Source organism: Bacillus sp. NEAU-242-2, from assembly GCF_027853835.1.
GTDB lineage: Bacteria > Bacillota > Bacilli > Bacillales > Bacillaceae > Bacillus > Bacillus velezensis.
Genome location: NZ_JAPNNY010000003.1, coordinates 415,353 through 439,685, shown reverse-complemented (window position 1 = coordinate 439,685; position 24,333 = coordinate 415,353). Strand labels below are relative to the sequence as shown.

Sequence of the window (24,333 nt, the reverse complement as noted above, 5' to 3'; positions counted from 1 at the left end):
CATAAACGATGAGGTGAAGCAATGAGTGTGCATGAACATAAACAAGAAGCCCCGTCAGCCGTGCGCTGCAAGGTGATTACAGTCAGCGACACGAGAACGAAAGAAACCGACAAAAGCGGGCGCGTCATGATGGATTTCATCAGAGAAGCGGGATTTGAAACGGTCGCTTATGACATTGTAAAAGATGAAAAAGATGAATTGCAGAAAGCCGTTTTATCCGGCTGTATGGATGAATATACAGATGCGGTGCTGTTAAACGGAGGGACGGGCATTGCCGAAAGGGATGTCACAATTGAAGCGGTCACGCCGCTGTTTTCAAAAGAACTCCCGGGATTCGGCGAGCTGTTCCGCATGCTGAGCTATACGGAGGACATCGGTTCCGCCGCCATTTTGTCCAGAGCGGCAGCGGGTGTGATCCGAAATACCGCAGTCTTCTGCACGCCCGGCTCCTCAGGCGCCGTAAAGCTTGCAATGAGTAAACTGATTATTCCTGAACTGCCTCATGTGCTCCGGGAAATCCGAAAAGATTTATAAATGTATAAAAAGGCTTTGCTCCGCTCAAAAAATTGGGTGGGGTTTTTTTTATAAAAGGCTTGAAAAAACAGAATTTACTTGTTACAGTGTATACATACAAAATGCATTTTTATTAATTAAAACTAATTTTTATACAAAGGGAGCTTTTAACATGGCAGAACAAAAAAAGGTTGTATTGGCATACTCAGGAGGTCTTGATACTTCTGTAGCGATAAAATGGCTGCAAGAACAGGGATACGATGTTGTTGCATGCTGCTTAGATGTTGGGGAAGGAAAGGATTTGGCATTCGTTCAGCAAAAAGCGCTGGAAGTTGGCGCCGTAAATTCGTATGTGATTGATGCGAAAGAAGAATTTGCCCGGGAGTACGCGCTCATTTCTATGCAGGCCCATACAATGTATGAAGGCAAGTATCCGCTCGTATCTGCACTATCCCGTCCGTTAATCGCGAAAAAACTCGTTGAAGTGGCGGAAAAGGAAAACGCGGTGGCCGTAGCGCACGGCTGCACGGGAAAAGGCAACGATCAGGTTCGTTTCGAAGTATCCATTAAATCATTAAACCCTGATCTGGAGGTTATTGCTCCGGTCCGTGAGTGGCAATGGTCGCGTGAAGAAGAAATTGAATACGCTGCAAGCCGCGGCATACCGATTCCGATCAATCTTGACAGCCCGTATTCCATCGACCAGAACCTATGGGGACGCGCCAATGAATGCGGTATATTAGAAGATCCGTGGGCGGCGCCGCCTGAAGGGGCATATGACCTGACAGCATCTCTTGAAAACACGCCGGACGTTCCGGAAATCATCGAAATCGCATTTGAAGCCGGTGTTCCGGTTTCAATCGACGGCGTAACCTACCCGCTCGCTGATTTAATTCTCAAGCTGAACGAGACTGCCGGAAAACACGGCATCGGCCGGATTGACCATGTGGAAAACCGCCTGGTCGGCATTAAGTCCCGTGAAGTTTATGAGTGCCCGGGCGCCATGACTTTGATTACGGCTCACAAAGAGCTTGAGGATCTGACTTTAGTGAAAGAAGTGGCCCATTTCAAACCGGCAATTGAACAAAAACTGTCTGAAATCATCTATAACGGTTTATGGTTCTCGCCGTTAAAAGACGCGCTGCTTGCATTCCTGAAAGAAACCCAAAAGCACGTCACCGGCGTTGTGCGAGTCAAGCTGTTTAAAGGCCATGCCATTGTAGAAGGACGCAAGTCGGAATATTCACTCTACGATGAAAAACTTGCGACATATACAAAAGACGATGCGTTTGACCATCACGCGGCAATCGGTTTTATCGAGCTTTGGGGACTGCCGACAAAAGTAAACAGCATTGTGAAAAAGAAGGAGCAGATTGAAGCATGAAGAAGCTTTGGGGAGGCCGTTTTCAAAAAACACCGGAAAAGTGGGTCGATGAGTTCGGCGCATCCATCACATTCGACCAAAACTTAGTCAAAGAGGATATTACAGGGTCTCTCGCTCATGCGGCAATGCTGAAAAAATGCGGCATTCTGACGGAAGAAGAAGAAGGAGCCATCCGACAGGGGCTGCAGACCCTCCTGCAAAAAGCAGAGGAAGGAACGCTTGAATTCTCTGTTGATTATGAAGATATCCATTTGAATATTGAAAAAATGCTGATCGAAGAAATCGGACCGCTAGGCGGCAAGCTCCATACCGGCAGAAGCCGGAATGACCAGGTGGCGACCGACATGCATTTGTATTTGAAAGATCATGTCTCGCATATCATCGTGCTGATTGAACAATTCCAAAAAGCGCTGATCGAAAAAGCGGAGGCCAATGTCGAGACCATTCTGCCGGGGTACACCCATTTGCAGCGGGCCCAGCCGATTTCTTTCGCCCACCATCTGCTTGCTTATTTTTGGATGCTTGAACGGGATAAAGAGCGTTTTCGGGATGCTATGAAGCGGATTAACATATCGCCGCTCGGATGCGGGGCGCTTGCCGGAACTACGTTTCCGATAGACCGTAACTATTCGGCGGAGCTGCTTGGTTTTGACTCCATTTATGAGAACAGTCTTGACGGAGTCAGTGACAGAGATTTTATTCTCGAGTTTTTAAGCGGCAGCAGCATGCTGATGATGCACCTTTCACGTTTATCAGAAGAAATCATTCTATGGTGCTCGCAGGAATTCAGATTCATTGAACTGGATGATACGTACGCGACGGGAAGCAGCATGATGCCGCAGAAGAAAAACCCCGACATGGCGGAGCTGATCCGCGGTAAAACCGGACGCGTATACGGTGATATGATGGGGCTTTTCACGATTATGAAAGGGCTCCCGCTCGCTTACAACAAAGACCTGCAGGAAGATAAAGAGGGCATGTTTGACACGGTGAAAACCGTAGAAGGAAGCCTTCAGATTTTCACGGGCATGATTGAAACGATGAAGGTAAACAAAGACATCATGAAACAAGCGACAAAACAAGATTTTTCAAACGCGACGGAACTTGCCGATTATTTAGCTAAAAAAGGCATGCCGTTCAGAGAAGCGCATGAAGTGGTCGGCAAGCTTGTGTACAGCTGTATTGAAAAAGGAATCTATTTAAGTGACATGGCATTTGAAGAATTCCTTCAAGCCAGCAGTCTCTTTGAAGAAGATATCTATACCGTGCTCGATCCGCATCATGCGGTTGAAAAAAGAATGAGCGCCGGCGGAACGGGTTTTCAGCAGGTAGAACAGGCGCTCGTAAAAGCAAAAGCCTGCGCCGGCATTTAATTTGCTGAAATTTCCTTCATATTTTCCCGTCATATCAGACACCCTACATCTATAAAAGATGGGAGGTAGAAGGAATGCGCAAAGAACAAGACCGTTACATCTATGATGAAAAAGAAAGTGAAGAAACGGCCAGGCTCATCTCAGAGGCATACCAAAGCGGTTATGTCGGCATGGAGGAAGCCTCGGCTCCTTCAGAAAATTAAGCTGTCTGTAAAGACGGCTTTTTTTTCGTGCGGACGAAGTGCAAAAAAGTGATATTGCCGTTTGTTTATAGTAAAGTAGAGGGAGAAACGTCTTGATTTTATTGAAGCGGCTACGTTGCCTGGGGAGGGTATTCAATGTGCGACATGCTCTAATCACTGCCGGTACAAAGGGATTGGGCCGAAAAGTGACTGAAATGCTTCTGGAAAAAGGCTTTTCTGTCACAGTGAATTACAGACAGGACGAAGAAGCGGTCGCTTGTCTGAAGGCGGATTATCCCGGGTGCCATGACAGATTGCAATTCGTTAAGGGCGATGTAACCCGGAAAGAAGATCTCATGCGGATCGCCGATGCAGCCCTTCAGCGGTTTGGAAGGATTGACATACTGATTAACAATGCCGGGCCGTACATATTTGAGCGCAAAAAGCTTGCCGATTACTCCGATGACGAATGGTATGGCATGCTTGAAGGGAATTTAAGCGCCGTTTTCCATCTGTTTAAAGCGGTTATCCCGGTCATGAGACAGCAGCGCTTCGGCCGGATTATTACATACGGTTTTCAAGGAGCGGACCATGCCCCCGGCTGGCTTCACCGTTCCGCTTTCGGAGCGGCTAAAGTCGGATTGGCTTCGTTAACGAAAACCATTGCGATTGAAGAAGCCGAATCAGGCATTACAGCCAATATGGTCTGCCCGGGCGATATTGTAGGAGATATGAAAGAAGCGTCTATAGAGGAAGCAAGACGGAAAATCGGCAAAGAAAAGACGCCGATCGGCAGGTCCGGAACCGGAGAGGACATTGCGAGAATCATCGCCTTTTTATGTGAAGAAGATTCCGATCTTGTAACCGGAACGGTCATTGAAGCAACAGGCGGGCTGAATGTGATTAACAGGCATCAATCCCTGTAAGTTTTTTCGTTTGTCAAAAAGGGAACTTGATAAATATTAATTTTTTATGAGGTGAAAACGATGAAAGTGACTTATCACGGACATTCTGTCATTCAAGTGGAAACGAAAACCCATAACATTATTTTTGATCCGTTTCTGACCGGAAACAGTCTGACAAATTTGAAACCGGAAGAAGTGAAAGCGGATGTCATCCTGCTTACTCACGGACACAATGACCATGTTGGAGATACAGAGCAGATCGCCAAACAAAACGATGCGCTCGTCATTGCGCCGAACGAGCTGGCCGTTTATCTCGGCTTTAAAGGGTTAAAGGTCCACCCGATGCATATCGGAGGGGCGCACCAATTTGATTTCGGCAAAGTAAAACTGACACAGGCGTTCCACGGATCGGCGGTCACTGATGAAGAAAACAAAACCATCACATACACCGGGATGCCGGCCGGGATTTTATTAACGATTGACGGCAAAACGATTTTCCACGCCGGCGATACGGCGCTGTTCTCAGATATGAAACTGATCGGGGAACTGAATCACATTGACCTGGCGTTTCTGCCGATCGGTGATAACTTCACCATGGGGCCTGAAGATGCGAAACTCGCGGCTGAATGGCTGAGAGCGAAACAGGTCGTTCCCGTTCATTACAATACATTCCCCGTCATTGAACAGGACCCTGACGCTTTCGCTGAAAGTCTGCCCGGAGGCGTCGGCAAAGTCATGGCGGTCGGCGAGACCATTGAGCTTGCCTGACATATGTGTCAAAGACCTTCTGAATCAAGCATTCAGAAGGTCTTTTTTGTGATGCCGCCTTTTTTCGGGCGTCTCATTGCGAATGAATCCCCCGTACCCTTATAATAAAAGAGAAGACTGTCCTTAGAGGTGAAACGCTTGGCAACAAAGCATGAACAAATCCTATCATACATAGATTCGCTTCCTGTCGGTGAAAAAATTTCGGTCAGAAGAATTGCGAAAGAAATGAAAGTCAGTGAAGGAACGGCTTACAGAGCCATTAAGGAAGCCGAAAACAAAGGATTCGTTTCCACTATTGAACGTGTGGGGACCATCCGGATTGAACAGAAGAAAAAAGAAAATATTGAAAAGCTGACATACGCTGAGGTCGTCAATGTGATCGACGGCCAGGTGCTCGGCGGAAAAGCAGGTCTGCATAAAACGTTGAATAAGTTTGTGATCGGGGCGATGGAGCTTGACGCGATGATGCGTTATACGGCCGCGGGGAACCTGTTAATCGTCGGGAACCGAATCAACGCCCACCGCCAGGCGCTTGAAGCGGGCGCGGCCGTTTTGGTAACAGGAGGGTTTAATACCGACGACAGCATTATCGAGCTGGCCGATATGCTTGAGCTTCCGATTCTCTCCACGAGCTACGATACCTTTACGGTAGCCGCGATGATCAACCGGGCGATCTATGATCAGCTCATAAAAAAAGAGATTGTGCTCGTGGAAGATATTTTGACGCCCGCAGATCGGACAGTGACGCTGTTCCCTAAGGATAAACTGGAGAAATGGTACGAAAAGAACTATGAAACCGGACACGGCCGCTTTCCGGTTATCGATCAGCAGATGAAAATCCACGGAATCCTCACGCCGAAAGATATCGCGGGGCATGACCGGTCAGTTCCCATTGAAAAAGTAATGACCAAAAACCCTGTCACGGTGATCGGAAAAACATCTGTCGCCTCAGCGGCTCAAATGATGGTTTGGGAAGGAATTGAAGTGCTTCCGGTGACAGACGGGCATCACAAACTGATCGGAATGATCAGCCGCCAGGATGTCTTAAAAGCGCTTCAGATGGTTCAAAAGCAGCCTCAGGTCGGAGAAAAGCTGGATGATATTGTTTCAAGGGGATTTAAAGAAGAGGAAGATAACAAAACGCCGGCCGTTTATCAATATGAAGTCACGCCGCAAATGACCAATCAGCTCGGCACGATTTCTTACGGGGTGTTTACCACGATTTTAACCCAGGCCGCCAGCCGATTTTTACGCTCCCGCAAACGCGGCGAGCTGGTCATTGAAAGCATTACGATTTTCTTCCTGAAGCCCGTACAGATGGAGTCGGTCATTGAAGTGAAACCGCGCATTTTAGAGGCGGGCCGGAAATTCGGGAAAATGGAAGTGGAAGTGTCAAGCCAAAGCGGCATCGTTTCAAAAGCGATGCTCATGGTGCAGCTGATGGAGAGAAGTTAAGGGACGCACCCGGGTCCCTTGGCATTCATTATGCGTGGTCCCTCTCCGCTTCCTTTGCATGGATAGGCTCATAATGCTTATAGGCTTTATACCCGGCCCATGCGCTGCCTGCTCCGATTAAAATGAAGACGCCGCCGATGACCAGGGTCAGAACGGAGTGGAACAGAATCATTTGGTTTACTCCGTACAAAAGCACCAGCGCGCCTAATGCCATACTTGATTTAGCCGAAAAACATTCCTTCTCCAGCGCCCGTTTCGTCTGGATTCCTTTTACTTTGTAATACACGTAAAAGCAGGCAGAAAGCCCGATGAGAAAAACAAAAACCAGCATAAATGAAATCCTCCATTATATGAGTTTGCAAAACCGTTTATACCGTTGCTGAAAGATTTTCCTTTTCCATGGATAAAGAGTATGATTAAATGAATAAAAACGAAAAGGAGAAAACGATGAAATCCGAACTGATCAGAACCATATCATTATATGACACCATTATCTTACATAGACATGTGAGGCCTGACCCGGACGCCTACGGTTCGCAGTGCGGCCTTACGGAAATCCTGCGGGAAACGTATCCCGAAAAAAATATTTTTGCCGTCGGACAGCCTGAACCGTCCTTGTCTTTTTTATATTCCCTCGATGAGGTGGATGACGAAACCTATAAAGATGCTCTTGTCATCGTGTGCGACACCGCAAACCAAGGCAGGGTCGACGATCAGCGCTACCATTCCGGCGCAAAGCTCATGAAAATAGACCACCATCCAAATGAAGATCCGTATGGCGATCTGTTATGGGTCGATACGAATGCAAGCTCCGTAAGCGAAATGATCTATGAGCTGTACCTGGAAGGAAAGCAGCACGGCTGGAAACTGAATACGAAAGCAGCTGAGCTGATCTACGCGGGTATCGTCGGTGATACGGGGCGCTTCTTGTTCCCGAACACCACAAAAAAGACATTAAAATACGCGGGAGAGCTCATTGAGTTCCCATTTTCATCGTCAGAGCTGTTCAATCAATTGTATGAAACAAAGTTAAATGTGGTGAAGCTTAACGGCTTTATTTATCAAAATGTGTCACTGTCTGAAAACGGCGTCGCTTCCGTTTTCATTAAAAAAGACATTTTGGAGACATATGGAACCACCGCTTCTGAAGCGTCGCAGCTTGTCGGAACACTCGGAAATATTTCGGGTATCCGCGCTTGGGTGTTTTTCGTAGAAGAAGACGATCAAATCAGAGTCCGGTTCCGTTCAAAAGGTCCGGTCATCAACGGAATTGCCCGGAAATACAATGGAGGCGGACATCCGCTTGCGGCCGGCGCATCCATCTTCAGCTGGGATGAAACCGATCAGATTCTTGCTGATCTGGAAGAGGTATGTAACGAACACAAGTAGAGGGGAGACCCTCTTTCTTAGTGTTCATCTGTCACGGGGATGAACCAGCAGCCGAATTCAGTCAGGTCTTCGTAGACGCGGAGATTACAGATTTGGAGTTCTTTTTTTATGAGGGAAGCGAGTGTGTCTGTTTCTGCATATGCGGAATAGCCTTGTCTGATTCGGGCTGCATGATCTTTTGCCAAGCGGCGTTCACTAAAAACCTCCATTTTCCCTTCCTCCCTTCAGAATCGTTGAAAATGTCTCATCTACAGTTTATAAAAAAGCGGAGAAAAAAGCGACAGATCTATGGAAAATTTTTAAAAATGACATAATTACGTCGCAAAAGAAATATGAATTTCGACAGACAATCTCGTATAAATCGTCAGTTCCTTTACTTCAGCTTTAAATTCCTTCTCATTTATGGTGTATATTTTGTTTTCAATCGTCCGTTTTAAAAGCTCCTTTGTTTTATACACGCTTTCAATATCCTTTGTGATGACTTCAGAAATATTATCTTTCACCTGTTCCTCAAATTTCATCTTGTCAGGCTGGGCGATTCTGTATTTTTCCCAATTAATCAGCTTCACATCAACACTTTGGATGAGAAGTCTTTGCTTATTATCCTCATTTAATTTATGAAGATCTTTCTGATAGATGGAGATTTGGTTTTTTAAATCCCGCGCGTGCTCCCGCTGCTTTTCAATTAACGTCACCTGTTCTTCCTGAAACGTTCCGTATGTAAACAGAAAGAACAGCCAGCTGACGATGGCTCCGCACATCATTCCCGCAAAAAAACGCTGCCATCCCGGTTTTTTATAATACTCGGGAATTCTCATGATGACATATTCTCCTGGGTCAGCCATGAAATAATCAGCCAGCCGGTCTGCGCGCCGCCCATTGCTGAAATAATTAAAAGAAGCTGTTTGAAGATGTCGCGCGTGTTGCCTTCCCACAGCCCCCGCTCGAAACTGTATACCGCGTCAAATGTTCCCCCGATGGCCGCGACAAGCGCCCAGATTTTCAGCCTGTTCGCCAATTTTGTGATCGCCGTCAGCGGAGGCTCGCCTGATAAATAAGCTCCGAGGCCGCCGATCAGCGCGCCGCCGAGCAACACACCGAGAGCGATAAAATAACTGCTGATGAAATTCGCCATAAAGCCGGCTTCCTGATCCATATATACACCACCTCACTTTTCTATCATATTGAGCGAAACGGACAAGTATGATGATGAGTCAAAAAAGAACATTTGTTTCTTAAGAAAACCCGTCTTATAATGTAGAAAGGCAAAATGAACGTATGGGAAAGGAGTGGCGGCATTGTCGTCTTTTGTTCACCTGCAAGTACATAGCGGCTACAGCCTGTTAAACAGCGCCGCTTCTGTAAAAGAGCTTGTTACACAAGCGAAGGAACTCGGATATTCATCATTGGCGCTGACGGACGAAAATGTGATGTACGGCGCCATTGAGTTTTATAAAGCATGCAAATCAAACGGAATTAAGCCGATTATCGGTCTGACGGCTTCTATATACACGGACGATACAGAGCTTGAAGCACACCCGCTCATTCTTTTAGCGGAGACAAACACCGGTTATCAGAACCTGGTGAAAATCTCAAGTGCGCTGCAATCCATGGCAAAGGGCGGCATGAAGCGAAAATGGATGAAGAGCTATCATGAGGGGCTGATCGCCATTACGCCCGGTGAAAACGGGTACATTGAAAGCCTGCTTCAAGCCGGGAAGTTTGAAGAAGCGGTCCGGGCTGCCGAAGGATTCCGGGAGCTGTTCGGAGACGGCCGTTTTTATTTAGGGTACCAGCCGTTTAAAGGACATGAGGCGTTATCAGAAGAGATTCTCCGCCTGTCAGCCGAGACGGAAATCGCTGTCTGCGCTGCGGGGGATGTCCGCTATATCAAGAAAGAGGATCAAGATGCGTACCGCTGTCTGTGCGCTATTAAAGCCGGAGAGAAATGGGAGGATCAGAGCGGGAATCTGCCGGACTTATACTTGAGGACGCCTGAAGAAATGGCAGAGCTTTACACGCGGCATCCGGAAGCGATTGAAGCAGCCGCCCGTATCGCCCGGCAATGCCGGGTCGATGTCAGCCTCGGACAGACACAGCTTCCGTCTTTTCCGGCGCCGGACGGCAAATCAGCCGATGACTATTTGGCGGAAGTCTGTCATGAGGGGCTGCGTCTCCGTTTCGGCACTCCTGATGAGCGGGCTGTCCGCCGGCTTGAATATGAGCTGGACGTCATCAGGCGCATGAAATTCAGTGATTATTTTCTCATCGTATGGGACTTTATGAAGTACGCGCATGAAAAGGGCATTGTGACAGGCCCGGGAAGGGGGTCCGCGGCAGGCTCGCTTGTCGCTTACTCGCTTTTCATTACCGACGTGGATCCGCTTAAACATTCTCTGCTGTTTGAGAGATTTCTTAATCCCGAGCGGATCAGCATGCCGGATATTGATATCGATTTCCCTGATACGAGAAGGGATGAGGTCATTCAGTATGTACAAAATAAGTACGGGGCCATGCACGTCGCCCAGATTATCACCTTCGGGACATTGGCCGCAAAGGCGGCGTTAAGGGATACCGGGAGAGTGTTCGGAATCAGCCCGAAAGAAGCCGACCAGCTTGCCCGCCTGATTCCGTCAAAACCGGGAATGACGCTTGAGGAGGCGAGGCGGCAGTCCGCTCAGCTGAACAGGCGGCTGTCCGAATCCGCCGTTCTTCATAAAGTGTTTCAGATCGCAAGGAAAATTGAAGGTCTTCCGAGACACACGTCAACACACGCGGCCGGGGTCGTTCTCAGTAAAGAGCCGCTTTCGGAAGTTGTCCCTCTTCAAGAAGGGCATGACGGCGTGTATTTAACGCAGTATGCGATGGATCACCTGGAAGATCTCGGTCTTTTGAAAATGGACTTTTTAGGTTTGCGCAACCTGACGCTTATTGAATCCATTAAAACGATGATTGAAAAAGAGACGAATACGAAAATTGATTTTTCCGAGATTTCTTATCAGGATGAAAAAACGTTCTCGCTATTGTCAAACGGTGATACGACGGGCATTTTTCAGCTGGAATCATCAGGAATGAGAAACGTGCTGAAGCGCCTGAAGCCGTCAAGACTGGAAGACATTGTCGCGGTTAACGCGCTTTACAGGCCGGGACCGATGGAAAATATTCCGTTATTTATCGATCGGAAGCACGGCCGCGCGCGTGTGGAAGTGCCGCACGAGGACGTAAGAAATATTCTCAGTGACACTTACGGCGTCATCGTCTATCAAGAACAGATAATGATGATCGCCTCGCGCATGGCAGGGTTTTCATTAGGTGAAGCGGATCTGCTCAGACGGGCTGTCAGCAAAAAGCAAAAGGACATTCTGGACAGAGAGCGAAGCCATTTTGTTGAAGGGTGCTTAAAAAAGGAGTATTCTGTAGTCACTGCAAACGAGGTCTACGATCTGATTGTAAAATTCGCTAACTACGGATTCAACAGAAGCCATGCTGTCGCATACAGCATGATCGGCTATCAGCTCGCCTATTTAAAGGCGCATTATCCGTTATATTTTATGTGCGGGCTGTTGACGAGCGTCATCGGCAATGAGGACAAAATATCGCAATATCTGCATGAAGCGAAGGGGAGCGGGATTCAAGTCCTTCCGCCGTCAATAAACAAAAGCGGTTTTCCGTTTGCGCCGGAAAACGGAGCCGTCAGATACAGTTTGCGGGCCGTTAAAAACGTAGGCGTCTCGGCAGTGAAAGATATTTATAAAGCAAGAACACATAAACCGTTCGAGGATCTTTTCGATTTCTGCTTTCGCGTACCTGCAAAAAGCGTGAATCGGAAAACCATCGAAGCCCTTATATTTTCTGGCGCCATGGACGAATTCAATCAAAATCGCGCCGCCTTGCTGGCTTCCGTTGATGTGGCTTTAGAGCACGCTGAACTTTTTCGTGCAGACGATGACCAAATGGGATTGTTTTTGGAAGAATCGTTCTCCATTAAGCCAAAATATGTAGAGGCTGAGGAATTTCCGCTCGTGGACAAGCTTCGGTTCGAAAAAGAAGCTCTCGGTGTTTATTTCTCAAGCCATCCTTTGTCTGCTTTCAGGGATCTCCTGAACAAACGGGGGGCGCAAGCGATCACAGCAGCGCGGCAGATGCCGAAGGGACAGCTGTCAATCGGCGCTTTGCTCGCGGGCATCAAAACGATTCGGACAAAGACAGGTCAGCATATGGCGTTTCTCACATTAAGCGATGAAACGGGAGAAATGGAAGCCGTCGTGTTTCCTGACCAATATAGAAGGCTGTCTCCGCTGTTAAAAGAAGGCGCGCTTTTATTCGCCGCCGGAAAAATGGAAGAGCGTCAGGAGAAGACACAATTCATCATGTCATCCGCCTCTCTTCTTGAGCAGACGGAGGCAGACAGAGCGCCGTCTGTTTACATCAAAATCGAAGGCAGCCGGCACAATCAGGAGTTTTTGGAAAAGATGAAGCGTATTTTACTGGAGCATAAAGGGGAAACCGGCGTTTATCTATATTATGAAAAAGACAAGCAGACGATCAGGCTGCCGGATACTTTTCATATTCAGGCGGACCATCAGGCGTTATACCGTTTAAAAGAGCTGCTGGGCCGCGAAAACGTCGTGTTAAAATAGTGGTAACAATAATCGTTTTGTTATACAATTGAAACAATTGTGCTATCTTATTTAAAGATTCTGAAATTTTTCACCTCCAGCGATTGTACCAGTCTATGCGGCAGAATATGTAACAAAGTACTTAAAAGGAGTGTTTAGAATGTCATTAAGAGAAGAAGCGTTACATTTACACAAAGTAAATCAAGGAAAGCTGGAATCAAAAGCAAAGGTAGAAGTCAGAAACGCGGACGACTTAAGCCTTGCCTACTCTCCCGGAGTAGCTGAGCCTTGTAAAGAGATTTATGACGATAAAAATAAAGTATATGATTATACAATGAAGGGGAACATGGTAGCAGTCGTAACAGACGGATCAGCCGTTCTCGGTCTCGGTAATATCGGGCCTGAAGCTTCACTTCCGGTCATGGAAGGGAAAGCGGTGCTGTTCAAAAGTTTCGCGGGCGTGGATGCATTCCCGATCGCGCTTGACACAAACGATGTGGACAAAATCATTGACACTGTGAAGCTGCTTGCACCGACATTCGGCGGTGTCAACCTTGAAGATATTGCGGCGCCGAACTGCTTCATTATCGAAGAGCGCTTGAAAAAAGAAACAAACATTCCGGTTTTCCACGATGATCAGCACGGCACTGCCATCGTAACCGTTGCCGGACTTGTAAACGCGCTGAAATTATCAGGAAAATCCATGTCATCCATTAAAGTTGTGGCAAACGGAGCGGGAGCGGCAGGCATCGCGATCATTAAGCTTCTTTACCATTTCGGCGTACGCGACATCGTGATGTGCGACTCTAAAGGAGCGATTTACGAAGGGCGTCCGGCTGGCATGAACGCGGTGAAAAACGAAGTGGCAAAGTTTACAAACCAAGACCGAAACGACGGTTCGCTGCAGGATGTCATTAAAGATGCAGACGTCTTTATCGGCGTATCAGTCGAAGGCGCGCTGACAAAAGAAATGGTGGAGAGCATGGCGAAAGATCCGATTATCTTCGCAATGGCCAACCCGAATCCGGAAATCATGCCTGAAGACGCGCGCGCAGCCGGCGCTAGCGTAATCGGAACAGGCCGTTCTGATTTCCCGAACCAGGTTAACAACGTACTGGCATTCCCAGGAATTTTCCGCGGGGCGCTTGACGTACGCGCGACTCACATCAACGAAGAAATGAAAATTGCTGCGGTTGAAGCGATTGCTTCCCTTGTTTCAGAGGAAGAATTAAGCGCTGATTATGTCATCCCGGCTCCATTTGACAAACGCGTGGCTCCTGCCGTTGCGAAAGCTGTTGCGAAAGCAGCGATGGAAACGGGCGTCGCCAGAATTACGGTCGATCCTGAAGAAGTGGCTGAAAAAACAAGACAGCTCACGGTCATCGGCGAATAATAACACAAAAATGAAATGGCAGCGCGTTGGAAAAAAACAACGCGCTGCTGTTCAATATACGGACTGCCGGCATTTTTTTAAGGGCAGGTCTTAAAAAAATTTCAGCAGAATCCTTATTTCTTTTGAAAACGCTGACAGATAAGGCTGAACAACGCTTTTGACGGTATGAAATCCGTCCGTTTCCGTCTGTTTTGCAGCAAAAAATGTCGAATGGAGGATGACACCGTTTGACAAAAAAAGTACAATAGTTTCGGTAAAGTTATTATTAAGTCTATCTAATCGGAAGACATGCAGTGAAGAGAACCCTTCACAAAAGGGAGGTAATCATTTGTTAAAGGATATATTCACAAAAAAGAAAAAATATGCTTCCGTGCCGTCTGAGCAGGCAAAACATGATGTTCCGGAAGGCATTATGACAAAGTGCCCCAAATGTAAAAAAATCATGCTCACAAAAGAGTTAGATAAAAACCTGCGCGTCTGCATGAACTGCGGGCACCATTTCCCGATGAATGCAAAGCAGCGCATTGAAAGCCTCCTGGATGAAGATTCATTCGAAGAATTCAACCAGGGAATGATATCTGAAAACCCGCTCGGTTTCCCGGAATACTTAGAAAAAATCGAAAAAGACCGTGAGAAAACATCTCTGAATGAAGCGGTGGTTACCGGAAAAGGAACCATCAGCGGATTCCCTGCCGTGATCGCGATCATGGATTCAACATTCCGAATGGGCAGCATGGGTTCGGTTGTCGGCGAAAAAATCACGCTTGCAATTGAAAAAGCAAAAGAGGAAAAAGTCCCGTTTATCATCTTTACCGCTTCCGGCGGCGCACGTATGCAGGAGGGGGTCTTAAGTCTTATGCAAATGGCAAAGACAAGCTCTGCATTAAAACTGTTCAGTGAGGAGCAGGGACTGATTATTTCTGTCATGACCCACCCGACGACAGGCGGCGTATCGGCCAGTTTCGCGTCTCTCGGTGATTATAATTTCGCTGAACCGGGCGCCTTGATCGGATTTGCAGGAAGACGTATTATTGAACAGACGATCGGGGAAAAACTGCCGGAAGATTTCCAGACGGCGGAATTTTTATTAAAGCACGGCCAGCTTGATGCGGTGATTCACCGAAACGACATGAAAGACAAACTCGCATTTCTGCTGGACATGCACCAAACAGGAGGTGAGCATGAGTGGCTGCAAGATTAGAATTTGAAAAACCGGTGATTGAACTGCAGACGAAAATCGCCGAACTGAAAAAATTCACCCAAGATTCGGAGATGGATTTAAGCGCTGAAATCGCAAGGCTTGAAGACCGGCTCAGCAAGCTCCAGGATGAGATTTATAAAAATCTGAAGCCGTGGGACAGAGTGCAGATCGCACGCCTTCCCGACCGGCCGACGACGCTTGATTACATTCAATACCTGTTTACCGACTTTTTTGAGTGCCACGGAGACAGAACATACGGAGATGATGCTGCGATTGTCGGCGGAGTCGCCAAATATCACGGCATGCCGGTCACCGTCATCGGACATCAGCGCGGAAAAGACACGAAAGAAAACCTTGTCCGCAATTTCGGGATGCCTCACCCTGAGGGCTACCGCAAAGCGCTTCGTCTCATGAAGCAGGCGGATAAGTTCAACCGCCCGATTATCTGCTTCATCGACACGAAGGGAGCGTACCCGGGTAAAGCGGCGGAGGAACGGGGACAAAGTGAAGCCATCGCCAAGAACCTGTTCGAGATGGCCGGCCTGACAGTGCCTGTCGTTTGTATCGTCATCGGGGAAGGCGGCAGCGGAGGCGCGCTTGCGTTAGGTGTGGGCAACCGCATGCTGATGCTTGAGAACTCGACGTATTCCGTTATTTCTCCTGAAGGAGCCGCGTCCATTTTGTGGAAAGATTCCAGCCTTGCGAAAAAAGCGGCCGAAACCATGAAGATTACTGCGCCCGATTTATTAGAATTAGGAATTATTGATGATATGATTAAAGAAGTGAAGGGCGGAGCTCACCATGATATCAAGCAGCAGGCGGGCTACATTGACGGTATTCTTAAAGAAACGTTAAAATCTCTTCTTCAATTGAACGCCGAAGAATTGATCTCACAGCGCTATGAAAAATATAAAGCAATCGGGAAAGTTTCGGTTGAGGATCAATATATCGGGGTAAACTGAATAGACGTGAAGCCTATGGCTCACGTTTATTTTTTGTGATTTTTGTGATATTCCTTAAATTTTATTTAAAAACAATTTATTTAATTGTATAATAGGTAAGGTTTCATGGGAGCTCAGGCGTCCCTTTTCATTGTTTTAGGGCAATGATCATGATATGTTTAACATATATATGTTGCTGAGGTGAATAGGAAATGAAGCGTATAGGAGTACTAACGAGCGGCGGGGATTCCCCGGGTATGAACGCTGCGGTGCGCGCGGTTGTGCGGAAAGCTATCTACCACGACGTCGAAGTGTACGGAATTTATAACGGTTATTCAGGATTAATCAGCGGAAAAATAGAAAAACTGGAGCTGGGTTCGGTCGGTGACATCATCCACCGCGGCGGAACAAAGCTGTATACGGCCAGATGTCCTGAATTCAAAACAGTTGAAGGCCGTGAAAAAGGAATCGAAAATTTAAAGAAACTCGGCATTGAAGGTCTTGTCGTCATCGGCGGAGACGGTTCATACATGGGTGCGAAAAAATTAACGGAACACGGGTTTCCGTGTGTAGGTGTACCGGGTACGATAGATAATGACATCCCGGGAACTGATTTTACGATCGGATTTGATACGGCGTTAAACACCGTAATTGATGCGATTGATAAAATCCGTGACACCGCTACGTCTCATGAGCGTACATACGTTATTGAAGTGATGGGGCGCCATGCGGGCGACATTGCTTTATGGGCAGGTCTTGCAGGCGGAGCGGAATCAATTTTAATTCCTGAAGCGGACTACGATATGGAGGAAATTATCGGCCGTTTGAAGAGAGGGCACGACCGCGGCAAAAAACACAGTATCATCATCGTTGCAGAAGGGGTAGGCAGCGGGGTTGAATTCGGAAAACGCATTGAAGAAGAAACGAACCTTGAAACACGGGTATCCGTTTTAGGGCACATCCAGCGCGGCGGATCTCCAAGCGCTTCTGACCGGGTTCTTGCAAGCCGCCTCGGCGCTTACGCGGTTGAGCTTCTGCTTAAAGGAAAAGGCGGACGCTGCGTAGGTATACAAAACAACAAGCTTGTAGACCATGATATTATAGAAATTTTAGAATCAAAACATACTGTTGAACCAAACATGTATCAGCTTTCAAAAGAACTGTCTATTTAAGGCGGAAGAAGCTGAAGATTTCAGAAGGAAGTGAACGAGTTGAAAAAAACAAAAATCGTTTGTACAATCGGTCCGGCCAGTGAAAGTGTAGAAATGCTGACAAAATTGATGGAAGCGGGTATGAACGTTGCTCGTCTGAATTTTTCACACGGTGATTTCGAAGAGCACGGCGCAAGAATCAAAAACATCAGAGAAGCCAGCAAAAAGCTCGGCAAAAACGTGGGGATTCTCCTCGATACGAAAGGTCCGGAAATCCGCACGCACGATATGGAAAACGGCGCGCTTGAGCTTCAGGCGGGAAATGAAATTATCGTTTCTACGAAACAGGTGCTGGGAACGCTTGAAAAATTCTCAGTTTCTTATGAAGGCCTGGCAGACGACGTGTCAGCAGGGTCTATCATCCTGCTGGATGACGGTTTAATCGGATTGGAAGTGCTGGAATCAAATCCGGAAAAACACGAAATCAAAACAAAAATCTTAAACAGCGGCACGCTGAAAAATAAAAAAGGCGTAAACGTTCCCGGCGTCAGCGTCAACCTTCCCGGAATTACTGAAAAAGACGCCAAAGACATCGTATTCGGTATCGAGCAAGGCGTTGATTTCATCGCTGCGTCATTTGTACGCCGTTCTACGGATGTCCTGGAAATCCGCGAACTGCTTGAAGAGCATAACGCGTCTGACATTCAAATCATTCCTAAGATCGAGAACCAGGAAGGCGTGGACAACCTGGATGCGATCCTGGAAGTATCTGACGGCCTAATGGTAGCGCGCGGAGACCTCGGCGTAGAGATTCCGGCCGAAGAAGTGCCGCTCGTGCAAAAAGAAATGATCAAAAAATGCAACGCGCTCGGCAAACCGGTTATTACTGCGACACAAATGCTTGACAGCATGCAGCGCAACCCTCGTCCGACACGTGCTGAAGCAAGTGACGTTGCCAACGCCATTTTCGACGGCACAGATGCGATCATGCTTTCCGGTGAGACGGCTGCGGGACAATATCCTGTTGAGGCGGTTCAAACAATGTTTAACATCGCCACACGTACGGAAGAATCTCTGAACTACAAAGAAATTCTGTCTAAACGCAGAGATCAGGTCGGTATGACGATTACCGATGCGATCGGCCAATCAGTTGCGCACACGGCGATCAATCTGAGTGCGGCAGCTATCGTGACGCCTACAGAAAGCGGCCATACGGCGCGTATGATCGCGAAATACCGTCCGCAGGCTCCGATTGTAGCCGTTACGGTTAATGAGTCTGTATCACGCAAACTCGGCCTTGTATTCGGTGTATTCCCGTCAAGCGGCCAAAACGCGAATTCTACCGATGAAATGCTTGAAGACGCGGTTCAAAAATCACTTGACAGCGGCATCGTGAAACGCGGTGATCTGATTGTCATTACAGCAGGTTCTGTCGGTGAATCAGGCACGACGAATCTGATGAAAGTCCACACTGTCGGCAGCATTATCGCGAAAGGGCAAGGCATCGGACGCAAATCTGCATTCGGTCCGGTCGTTGTTGCAAAAAATGCGAAAGAAGCTGAACAAAAAATGACAGACGGCGCAGTATTGGTTGCTTCAAGCACTGACCGCGACATGATCGCTTCACTTGAAAAAGCATCAGCGCTCATCACTGAAGAAGGCGGTCTGACAAGCCATGCAGCCGTTGTCGGTTTAAGCTTGGGCATTCCGGTTATTGTCGGCCTTGAGAACGCAACTTCAGTTTTAACAGAAGGACAGGTTATCACAGTTGACGCTGCCCGCGGCGCTGTGTATGAAGGCCGCGCAAGCGTTCTTTAAACAGCTTTAAAAAAGAGAGGGGGGTTCTCCCTTCTCTTTTGTCTTTAGGCTGATTTTCCTATTCCTATGCGGGCGGTGACGCGCTTTTAGAAGGGCAGGAGGGCAGAAAAATGAGAGTGTTATTCTTACTGTTTATCGTATGTCCGGCAATTGAAATCGGTTTGTTTCTGCTGGCGGGAAAATGGCTCGGTATTTTTCCGACCTTCCTTCTCATCATTTTGACAGGCGTGTTAGGCGCTTTGGTGGCAAAAAGACAGGGAACCGATGTGTATCATCGGGTGATGCGCGACCTGCAGCACGGCAAAATGCCGGGGGAAGCGCTTCTTGACGGGATATGCGTCTTTTTCGGAGGCCTGCTTTTGATGCTTCCGGGTTTTCTGTCCGATATTGCAGGGGCCTGTCTTCTGATTCCGTTCACTCGGAACCGCATGAAGCCGCTTTTGTTCAAATGGCTGAGAGGGATGTCAAAAAACAAGCGGATCATTATCAAATAAAAACGGCAGCCTTCTTACAGGGCTGCTGTTTTTATTTGGATTGAACAGTAATATAGGCCCATATTTCTTTTAAAGCGCCCGTTGTGATAAAGGCCTGAATGAAAACGAGCAGCGCGGGCCCCGCAGCCAGTCCTAAAATTCCGAACAATTTAAAGCCGGCAAACAGGGCGATTAAGGTCGCAAGCGGATCAAGTCCGATTGACTTGCTTAAAATTTTCGGCTCCGTCAGCTGGCGCTGAATGAGAACCACAATATATAAAACACCGAGACCGATCGCTTGAGGAAGCTGACCGGCAATGGCCAAATACATAATCCAGGGAACAAAGACCGACCCGGCGCCGAGATACGGGAGCAGATCAACCAGGCCGATAAAAAAGGCGATGGTTGCCGCATGCTCAATCCCTAAAAGAAAAAGTCCGATAAAGACAATGATCATCGTGAAAAGTATGAGCACGGCCTGCGCCTTAATGAAACCTGCCATCGCTTTTTTCAGCTCTCCCGATACGGCCTTGGCGTTTGCCGAAACCCGTTCCGGAAAAATGGAATAAAGCAGCGCCTTCAGCTTATGCCAGTCCTTTGTCATAAAAAAAGTCGCCAGCATTGCGAAAATGAAGACGGCAGCTGTATTGGGAAGGAAGGCAATCCATTTCGGCACCAGCTCCAAAAGATGTGAAAGCATGAGCCCCGCGTTTTTAGCGGCTGTATCACCGAGGGTCTGAATATGCGTCACGATGGAGGCCTGCTGATTGGTTTCCAGCCCGTTAAATAGGACGGTCAGCTCGTGGTACAATGGCTGAATGCGGGAAGTGAACAGCTCTTCGCAATACGTCATAAAGGCGCTGATATGGGGAGGGAGCGTTTTGGCCAGATAGGCGGTTCCCGAAATGATTTCCGCAACGAGAAATGTTGCCGCGCCGAGAAGAATAAGCAAAAAGAAGACCAGGACAATGACTGTATTGACTGACCGTGGCAGCCCCGTCAGTTTGTCCAGCCAGTCAACAACGGGAATGATCGCTGATGACAGAATAAGGGCGATCAGAAACGGATAAGTTAACGGAAATGAGGCGTAACCGGCCGCTAAAGCGCCGCCGGCCGCAGCGAGTACAAACAGCGCGCGGAAAAAAACAGTTGCATAGTGCGGATTCACATCGATCCTCCTCTCGGTCGGCACGTCCTATTACATTAGTTTATTCGTCAAAAAAAAGGATATGATTACAGATATGATGAAAGAGGGTGCTTTCAGGATGTTTACACAGGCGAATTTATTTTTACTATTATTGCTGGCCATCGCATTGGTAGCCAAAAATCAGTCATTGCTTTTTGCCGTCGGCTTTCTCATTGTGATAAAAGCTGTCGGTCTTGATCAGAAACTATTTCCGGTTATTCAGTCAAAAGGCATCAACTGGGGGGTCACCGTCATTACAATCGCCGTTTTAGTGCCGATTGCCACAGGTGATATCGGTTTTAAACAGCTTGGAGAAGCGATGAAATCATATTATGCGTGGATCGCTCTCGGTGCCGGGATCGCGGTTGCCTTAATCGCCAAAAACGGTCTTACCTTATTGGAAAACGACCCTCATATTACAACGGCGCTGGTCATCGGCACGATACTTGCCGTCGCGCTTTTCGGAGGCGTTGCCGTCGGCCCGTTAATCGGCGCCGGAATCGCCTACTTGGCCATGCAAATCGTTAAAATATTCACTTCATAAAGTAAAAAAAGCGGCGTAAAGCTGCTTTTTTTTTGCGGGTGAAAATAAGAGTTTGCAGCGCATTTTGTAGTTCAGACAAATGCTATTTGCATTATTCCGAGGAATGAAGTGGCTTACCATGTAACAAAGAACTTCGGAATCGACGGCGCATATTGTGCGATGACAGCGGATGCAGTAAGACGATTCCAATTGATGAATGGATTAAAAGCTGATGGAATTTATGCACTTGAACCAAATCAAAACTTGAAGTGTTGTTAAAATAAGCGGAGACCCTTTCCTTCAATTTGAAAGTTTGTTAAATTTATAGTGAGAATGAAAAAACACAATTCGGTTGGTAGTCCGGATGCATGATTTAAAATGTCAGTAACCTTCCCCTCCTCGGGATGTCCATCATTCTTCAGTAAATTTAGGAGGAGGGAATCGTTATGAAATTAACGGTTTACTACGATGGTCAGTTTTGGGTAGGAGTCATTGAAGTTGTGAATGATGGGAAATTAAGAGCCATTCGTCATTTGTTTGGACAAGAGCCCAAGGATTCAGAAATCATGCATTTTGTTCATAATCAACTTTTACAGACTCTCTCCCGTACTGAACAAGCAGGGGTTTGTGTTAAAGCAAAATCTAAGAAGTTAAACCCAAAAAGATTACAACGGCAAGCTTCTAAAGAGATGAAAAATATCGGGATATCAACTAAGGCGCAAAAAGCGATAAAACAGGAGCTTGAAGCAAGAAAAGAAAAGAAAAAACAACTGAACAGAAAACAAAGAGAAAAAATAAAGGAACAAAAATATTTAATCAGAAAACAAAAAGCAAAAGAAAAGCATAGGGGCAAATAGTTGGAGAACCCGATGGAGCCCTTCGATTGAAAAGTTGAGCGGCATCAGTTTTTTCTTCGGACTGATTTAGAAAGAAGAAGCAGAAATCAAGCCCTTCTCGAGATGAGGAGGGTTTTTCTGCATTTATTTAACTTCACTTACATCAGTAAATGAGTCAGCTTCAATTGATGAACGGTTTGATGAGGATATTTACGGGCTGTGCAAAAGCGAAAATCTTGTCTTGGCTGAAGTAATCATAAACTCTCTTTTTTTATGAAGGGAGATGATTAATTTGAAAAACTAATTGTATTGTTGATCTTATATTTTCGTTAAGCTCTATCACAGTGGCTGCTGTTAAAACAGAACACCGCCAGAACCTAAAAGATTCTCAAGAGCTATTTGATGTTTTTATGTAAGAACTTTTATGTAAGAACTTTTATGTAAAGATATATTAACAATGTCCGTAAATTCTATAAGGCTGCCACTAAGAGACATTAATGGGAAGGCTTTATATTATAGCAAGGACCATATTTTCGTCTTTGTCTTTGGCCCATAAATGCCGTCAGCAGTCAGGCCGTACATGGACTGGAATCGTTTGACTGCATTTGCTGTTTTCGGTCCGATAAAATTGAGAACTCTGCCCCATTCATATTATTCACTTTCCTAAGAAGGGGATTAAATTTGCGGTGAAGTTGTCGCGCCTGTCCTTTTAATGTTTCCCCAAAGCTCCCCCAAATGAAGACATAGAATACATGGTTTTACAAAGCATCTGAAAGCAAGCGATTAAATTTATCAACGCCAAGCCTTGATATATAGGGCTTTTAAAACATTTTTAGTTAAAAGTCTACAAATTAATCAGATTATTGTTTATAATAAGAATAGGCTTAAACTTAAATAAGCTTATAAGAATTTGTTATGTTCCTCTATAAGCATACCGGTTATGTAACCGCAACCAGTGAAATGTAAGCATTTTCTTAAAGGGGAAAGGGATTGTTTGCATGACTCATTTTAAGTAAGCCGTATGTTTTATATACTCTTTAAAGGGGAATTTTGATTGAAAAGGAGAGGTTGAATATGACAGCAACACGCGGTCTTGAAGGGGTTGTAGCAACAACATCATCTGTAAGCTCTATTATCGACGATACCCTTACATATGTAGGGTACGATATTGACGACTTGACAGAGAATGCAAGTTTTGAAGAAATCATTTATTTGCTGTGGCATCTGCGCCTGCCGAATAAAACGGAACTTGCTGAACTGAAAAAACAGCTTGCGAAAGAAGCTGCCGTTCCACAAGAAATCATTGAGCACTTCAAATCCTATCCCCTCAATAACGTACATCCAATGGCTGCGCTCCGGACGGCGATTTCATTACTCGGTCTGACTGACAGTGAAGCCGATGTCATGAATCCGGAAGCGAACTACAGAAAAGCCATCCGTCTGCAGGCGAAAGTGCCGGGCATTGTCGCCGCTTTCTCAAGAATCCGCAAAGGACTTGATCCTGTTGAACCGAAGGAAGAGTACGGAATCGCGGAGAACTTCCTTTACACCTTAAACGGTGAAGAGCCTTCTCCGATCGAAGTGGAAGCGTTTAACAAAGCGCTCATTCTTCATGCGGATCATGAGCTGAACGCATCAACATTTACGGCGAGAGTATGTGTCGCCACCTTATCTGATATTTACTCAGGCATCACCGCCGCCATCGGCGCTTTAAAAGGACCGCTTCACGGCGGAGCCAATGAAGCCGTCATGAAAATGCTGACAGAAATCGGCGAAGTGGAAAACGCCGAGCCTTATATCCGCAGCAAAATGGAGAAAAAGGAAAAAGTAATGGGCTTCGGACACCGTGTGTATAAGCATGGAGACCCGCGCGCCAAACACTTAAAAGAAATGAGCAAACGCCTGACGAATCTGACGGGTGAAAGCAAATGGTACGAGATGTCAATCCGTGTCGAAGAAATCGTGACGTCGGAGAAAAAACTTCCGCCTAACGTTGATTTCTATTCCGCATCTGTATACCACAGTCTCGGCATTGATCACGATCTGTTCACGCCGATCTTTGCGGTCAGCAGAATGTCAGGATGGATCGCCCATATTCTTGAACAGTACGATAACAACCGCCTCATCCGCCCGCGCGCTGATTACACGGGCCCGGATAAGCAGACTTTTGTTCCGATTGATGAAAGAGCCTGATCAAACGGGAGGCTGGTGATTTTCATGTCG

23 protein-coding genes and 2 pseudogenes are annotated in these 24,333 nt (G+C 46.8%); 19 read left to right on the top strand and 6 right to left on the bottom strand.

From position 1 onward, the window contains the following. Window positions 1–21 precede the first annotated feature (21 nt). The 7 genes from OWN49_RS12360 to OWN49_RS12330 all read left to right on the top strand — a co-directional run bounded on the left by OWN49_RS12360 (window position 22) and on the right by OWN49_RS12330 (window position 6,580). Complete coding sequence (locus tag OWN49_RS12360; RefSeq protein WP_003152427.1) at window positions 22–534, top strand: MogA/MoaB family molybdenum cofactor biosynthesis protein; 513 nt, start codon at window positions 22–24, stop codon at window positions 532–534. 151 nt (window positions 535–685) lie between these two features. Next, the gene (locus OWN49_RS12355) at window positions 686–1,897 is read left to right on the top strand and encodes an argininosuccinate synthase (protein WP_003152428.1); all 1,212 of its coding nucleotides are present in this window, start codon (window positions 686–688) and stop codon (window positions 1,895–1,897) included. Beyond that, on the top strand, window positions 1,894–3,270 hold the full coding sequence (argH, locus tag OWN49_RS12350; protein ID WP_003152429.1) for an argininosuccinate lyase: 1,377 nt from the start codon (window positions 1,894–1,896) through the stop codon (window positions 3,268–3,270). The genes OWN49_RS12355 and argH overlap by 4 nt, the downstream gene beginning before the upstream one ends. A gap of 74 nt (window positions 3,271–3,344) precedes the next feature. Further along, window positions 3,345–3,473, top strand: a complete 129-nt coding sequence (locus OWN49_RS12345; protein ID WP_003152430.1) for a hypothetical protein — start codon at window positions 3,345–3,347, stop codon at window positions 3,471–3,473. A gap of 137 nt (window positions 3,474–3,610) precedes the next feature. Beyond that, window positions 3,611–4,378 (top strand): SDR family oxidoreductase, encoded by a 768-nt coding sequence (locus tag OWN49_RS12340; protein WP_003152431.1) that lies wholly within the window; start codon window positions 3,611–3,613, stop codon window positions 4,376–4,378. A 60-nt stretch (window positions 4,379–4,438) separates the two neighbouring features. Next, window positions 4,439–5,125 carry a metal-dependent hydrolase gene (locus OWN49_RS12335; RefSeq protein ID WP_003152432.1) on the top strand — a complete coding sequence of 229 codons (687 nt, stop codon included), beginning with the start codon at window positions 4,439–4,441 and terminating at the stop codon, window positions 5,123–5,125. Between the two features lie 138 nt (window positions 5,126–5,263). Next, window positions 5,264–6,580 carry a CBS domain-containing protein gene (locus tag OWN49_RS12330; protein ID WP_003152433.1) on the top strand — a complete coding sequence of 439 codons (1,317 nt, stop codon included), beginning with the start codon at window positions 5,264–5,266 and terminating at the stop codon, window positions 6,578–6,580. 28 nt (window positions 6,581–6,608) lie between these two features. Here OWN49_RS12330 and OWN49_RS12325 read toward each other — a convergent pair whose 3' ends face one another. Continuing rightward, window positions 6,609–6,911, bottom strand: coding sequence for a YtpI family protein (locus OWN49_RS12325; RefSeq protein WP_003152434.1), 303 nt, complete (start codon window positions 6,909–6,911; stop codon window positions 6,609–6,611). A 116-nt stretch (window positions 6,912–7,027) separates the two neighbouring features. Here OWN49_RS12325 and OWN49_RS12320 point away from each other — a divergent pair, with 116 nt between their 5' ends. After that, window positions 7,028–7,969: a DHH family phosphoesterase gene (locus OWN49_RS12320; RefSeq protein ID WP_003152435.1), complete on the top strand. Its 942-nt coding sequence runs from the start codon at window positions 7,028–7,030 to the stop codon at window positions 7,967–7,969. 17 nt (window positions 7,970–7,986) lie between these two features. Here OWN49_RS12320 and OWN49_RS12315 read toward each other — a convergent pair whose 3' ends face one another. The 3 genes from OWN49_RS12315 to OWN49_RS12305 all read right to left on the bottom strand — a co-directional run bounded on the left by OWN49_RS12315 (window position 7,987) and on the right by OWN49_RS12305 (window position 9,125). After that, the gene (locus tag OWN49_RS12315; protein ID WP_003152436.1) at window positions 7,987–8,178 is read right to left on the bottom strand and encodes a hypothetical protein; all 192 of its coding nucleotides are present in this window, start codon (window positions 8,176–8,178) and stop codon (window positions 7,987–7,989) included. Between the two features lie 105 nt (window positions 8,179–8,283). After that, window positions 8,284–8,787, bottom strand: coding sequence for a sporulation membrane protein YtrI (ytrI, locus tag OWN49_RS12310; RefSeq protein ID WP_071391505.1), 504 nt, complete (start codon window positions 8,785–8,787; stop codon window positions 8,284–8,286). Further along, the gene (locus tag OWN49_RS12305; RefSeq protein WP_017418353.1) at window positions 8,784–9,125 is read right to left on the bottom strand and encodes a YtrH family sporulation protein; all 342 of its coding nucleotides are present in this window, start codon (window positions 9,123–9,125) and stop codon (window positions 8,784–8,786) included. The genes ytrI and OWN49_RS12305 overlap by 4 nt, the downstream gene beginning before the upstream one ends. A gap of 142 nt (window positions 9,126–9,267) precedes the next feature. Between OWN49_RS12305 and dnaE the strand changes: the two genes are divergently transcribed. From dnaE to OWN49_RS12270, 7 genes are all read left to right on the top strand, one after another. Then, window positions 9,268–12,609 carry a DNA polymerase III subunit alpha gene (dnaE, locus tag OWN49_RS12300; RefSeq protein ID WP_217904188.1) on the top strand — a complete coding sequence of 1,114 codons (3,342 nt, stop codon included), beginning with the start codon at window positions 9,268–9,270 and terminating at the stop codon, window positions 12,607–12,609. 139 nt (window positions 12,610–12,748) lie between these two features. Next, window positions 12,749–13,981, top strand: a complete 1,233-nt coding sequence (locus tag OWN49_RS12295) for an NAD(P)-dependent malic enzyme (protein WP_007613079.1) — start codon at window positions 12,749–12,751, stop codon at window positions 13,979–13,981. A 328-nt stretch (window positions 13,982–14,309) separates the two neighbouring features. After that, entirely contained in the window at window positions 14,310–15,182 is an 873-nt protein-coding gene (gene accD / locus OWN49_RS12290) for an acetyl-CoA carboxylase, carboxyltransferase subunit beta (RefSeq protein ID WP_003152441.1), read from the top strand. Beyond that, window positions 15,167–16,144 (top strand): acetyl-CoA carboxylase carboxyl transferase subunit alpha, encoded by a 978-nt coding sequence (accA, locus tag OWN49_RS12285; protein WP_007408067.1) that lies wholly within the window; start codon window positions 15,167–15,169, stop codon window positions 16,142–16,144. Before accD ends, accA begins: the two co-directional genes overlap by 16 nt. Before the next feature lie 191 nt (window positions 16,145–16,335). Next, window positions 16,336–17,295, top strand: a complete 960-nt coding sequence (gene pfkA, locus OWN49_RS12280) for a 6-phosphofructokinase (protein ID WP_003152443.1) — start codon at window positions 16,336–16,338, stop codon at window positions 17,293–17,295. A gap of 39 nt (window positions 17,296–17,334) precedes the next feature. Further along, a complete protein-coding gene (gene pyk / locus OWN49_RS12275) occupies window positions 17,335–19,092 on the top strand; it encodes a pyruvate kinase (protein WP_017418349.1) in 1,758 nt (585 codons plus the stop codon). A 110-nt stretch (window positions 19,093–19,202) separates the two neighbouring features. Further along, window positions 19,203–19,586: an FxsA family protein gene (locus OWN49_RS12270; RefSeq protein ID WP_012118168.1), complete on the top strand. Its 384-nt coding sequence runs from the start codon at window positions 19,203–19,205 to the stop codon at window positions 19,584–19,586. Between the two features lie 31 nt (window positions 19,587–19,617). On the opposite strand, the gene ytvI is transcribed toward OWN49_RS12270, so the two are convergent. Then, complete coding sequence (gene ytvI, locus OWN49_RS12265; protein WP_003152446.1) at window positions 19,618–20,733, bottom strand: sporulation integral membrane protein YtvI; 1,116 nt, start codon at window positions 20,731–20,733, stop codon at window positions 19,618–19,620. Window positions 20,734–20,830: 97 nt separating this feature from the next. On the opposite strand from ytvI, the gene OWN49_RS12260 reads away from it, so the two are divergent. The 3 genes and pseudogenes from OWN49_RS12260 to OWN49_RS12250 all read left to right on the top strand — a co-directional run bounded on the left by OWN49_RS12260 (window position 20,831) and on the right by OWN49_RS12250 (window position 22,131). Further along, window positions 20,831–21,295 (top strand): DUF441 domain-containing protein, encoded by a 465-nt coding sequence (locus tag OWN49_RS12260; protein ID WP_003152447.1) that lies wholly within the window; start codon window positions 20,831–20,833, stop codon window positions 21,293–21,295. Window positions 21,296–21,421: 126 nt separating this feature from the next. After that, window positions 21,422–21,558: pseudogene (locus OWN49_RS12255) on the top strand (peptidoglycan-binding domain-containing protein); the annotation flags it as partial. A 162-nt stretch (window positions 21,559–21,720) separates the two neighbouring features. Continuing rightward, window positions 21,721–22,131: a YjdF family protein gene (locus OWN49_RS12250; protein ID WP_176283464.1), complete on the top strand. Its 411-nt coding sequence runs from the start codon at window positions 21,721–21,723 to the stop codon at window positions 22,129–22,131. Window positions 22,132–22,623: 492 nt separating this feature from the next. Here the strand turns inward: OWN49_RS12250 and OWN49_RS12245 are convergent. Next, window positions 22,624–22,731 (bottom strand): annotated as a pseudogene (locus OWN49_RS12245) (peptidoglycan-binding domain-containing protein); the annotation flags it as partial. 453 nt (window positions 22,732–23,184) lie between these two features. Between OWN49_RS12245 and citZ the strand changes: the two are divergent. Further along, window positions 23,185–24,303, top strand: a complete 1,119-nt coding sequence (gene citZ / locus OWN49_RS12240; RefSeq protein WP_003152453.1) for a citrate synthase — start codon at window positions 23,185–23,187, stop codon at window positions 24,301–24,303. The last annotated feature ends 30 nt before the right edge of the window (window positions 24,304–24,333 follow it).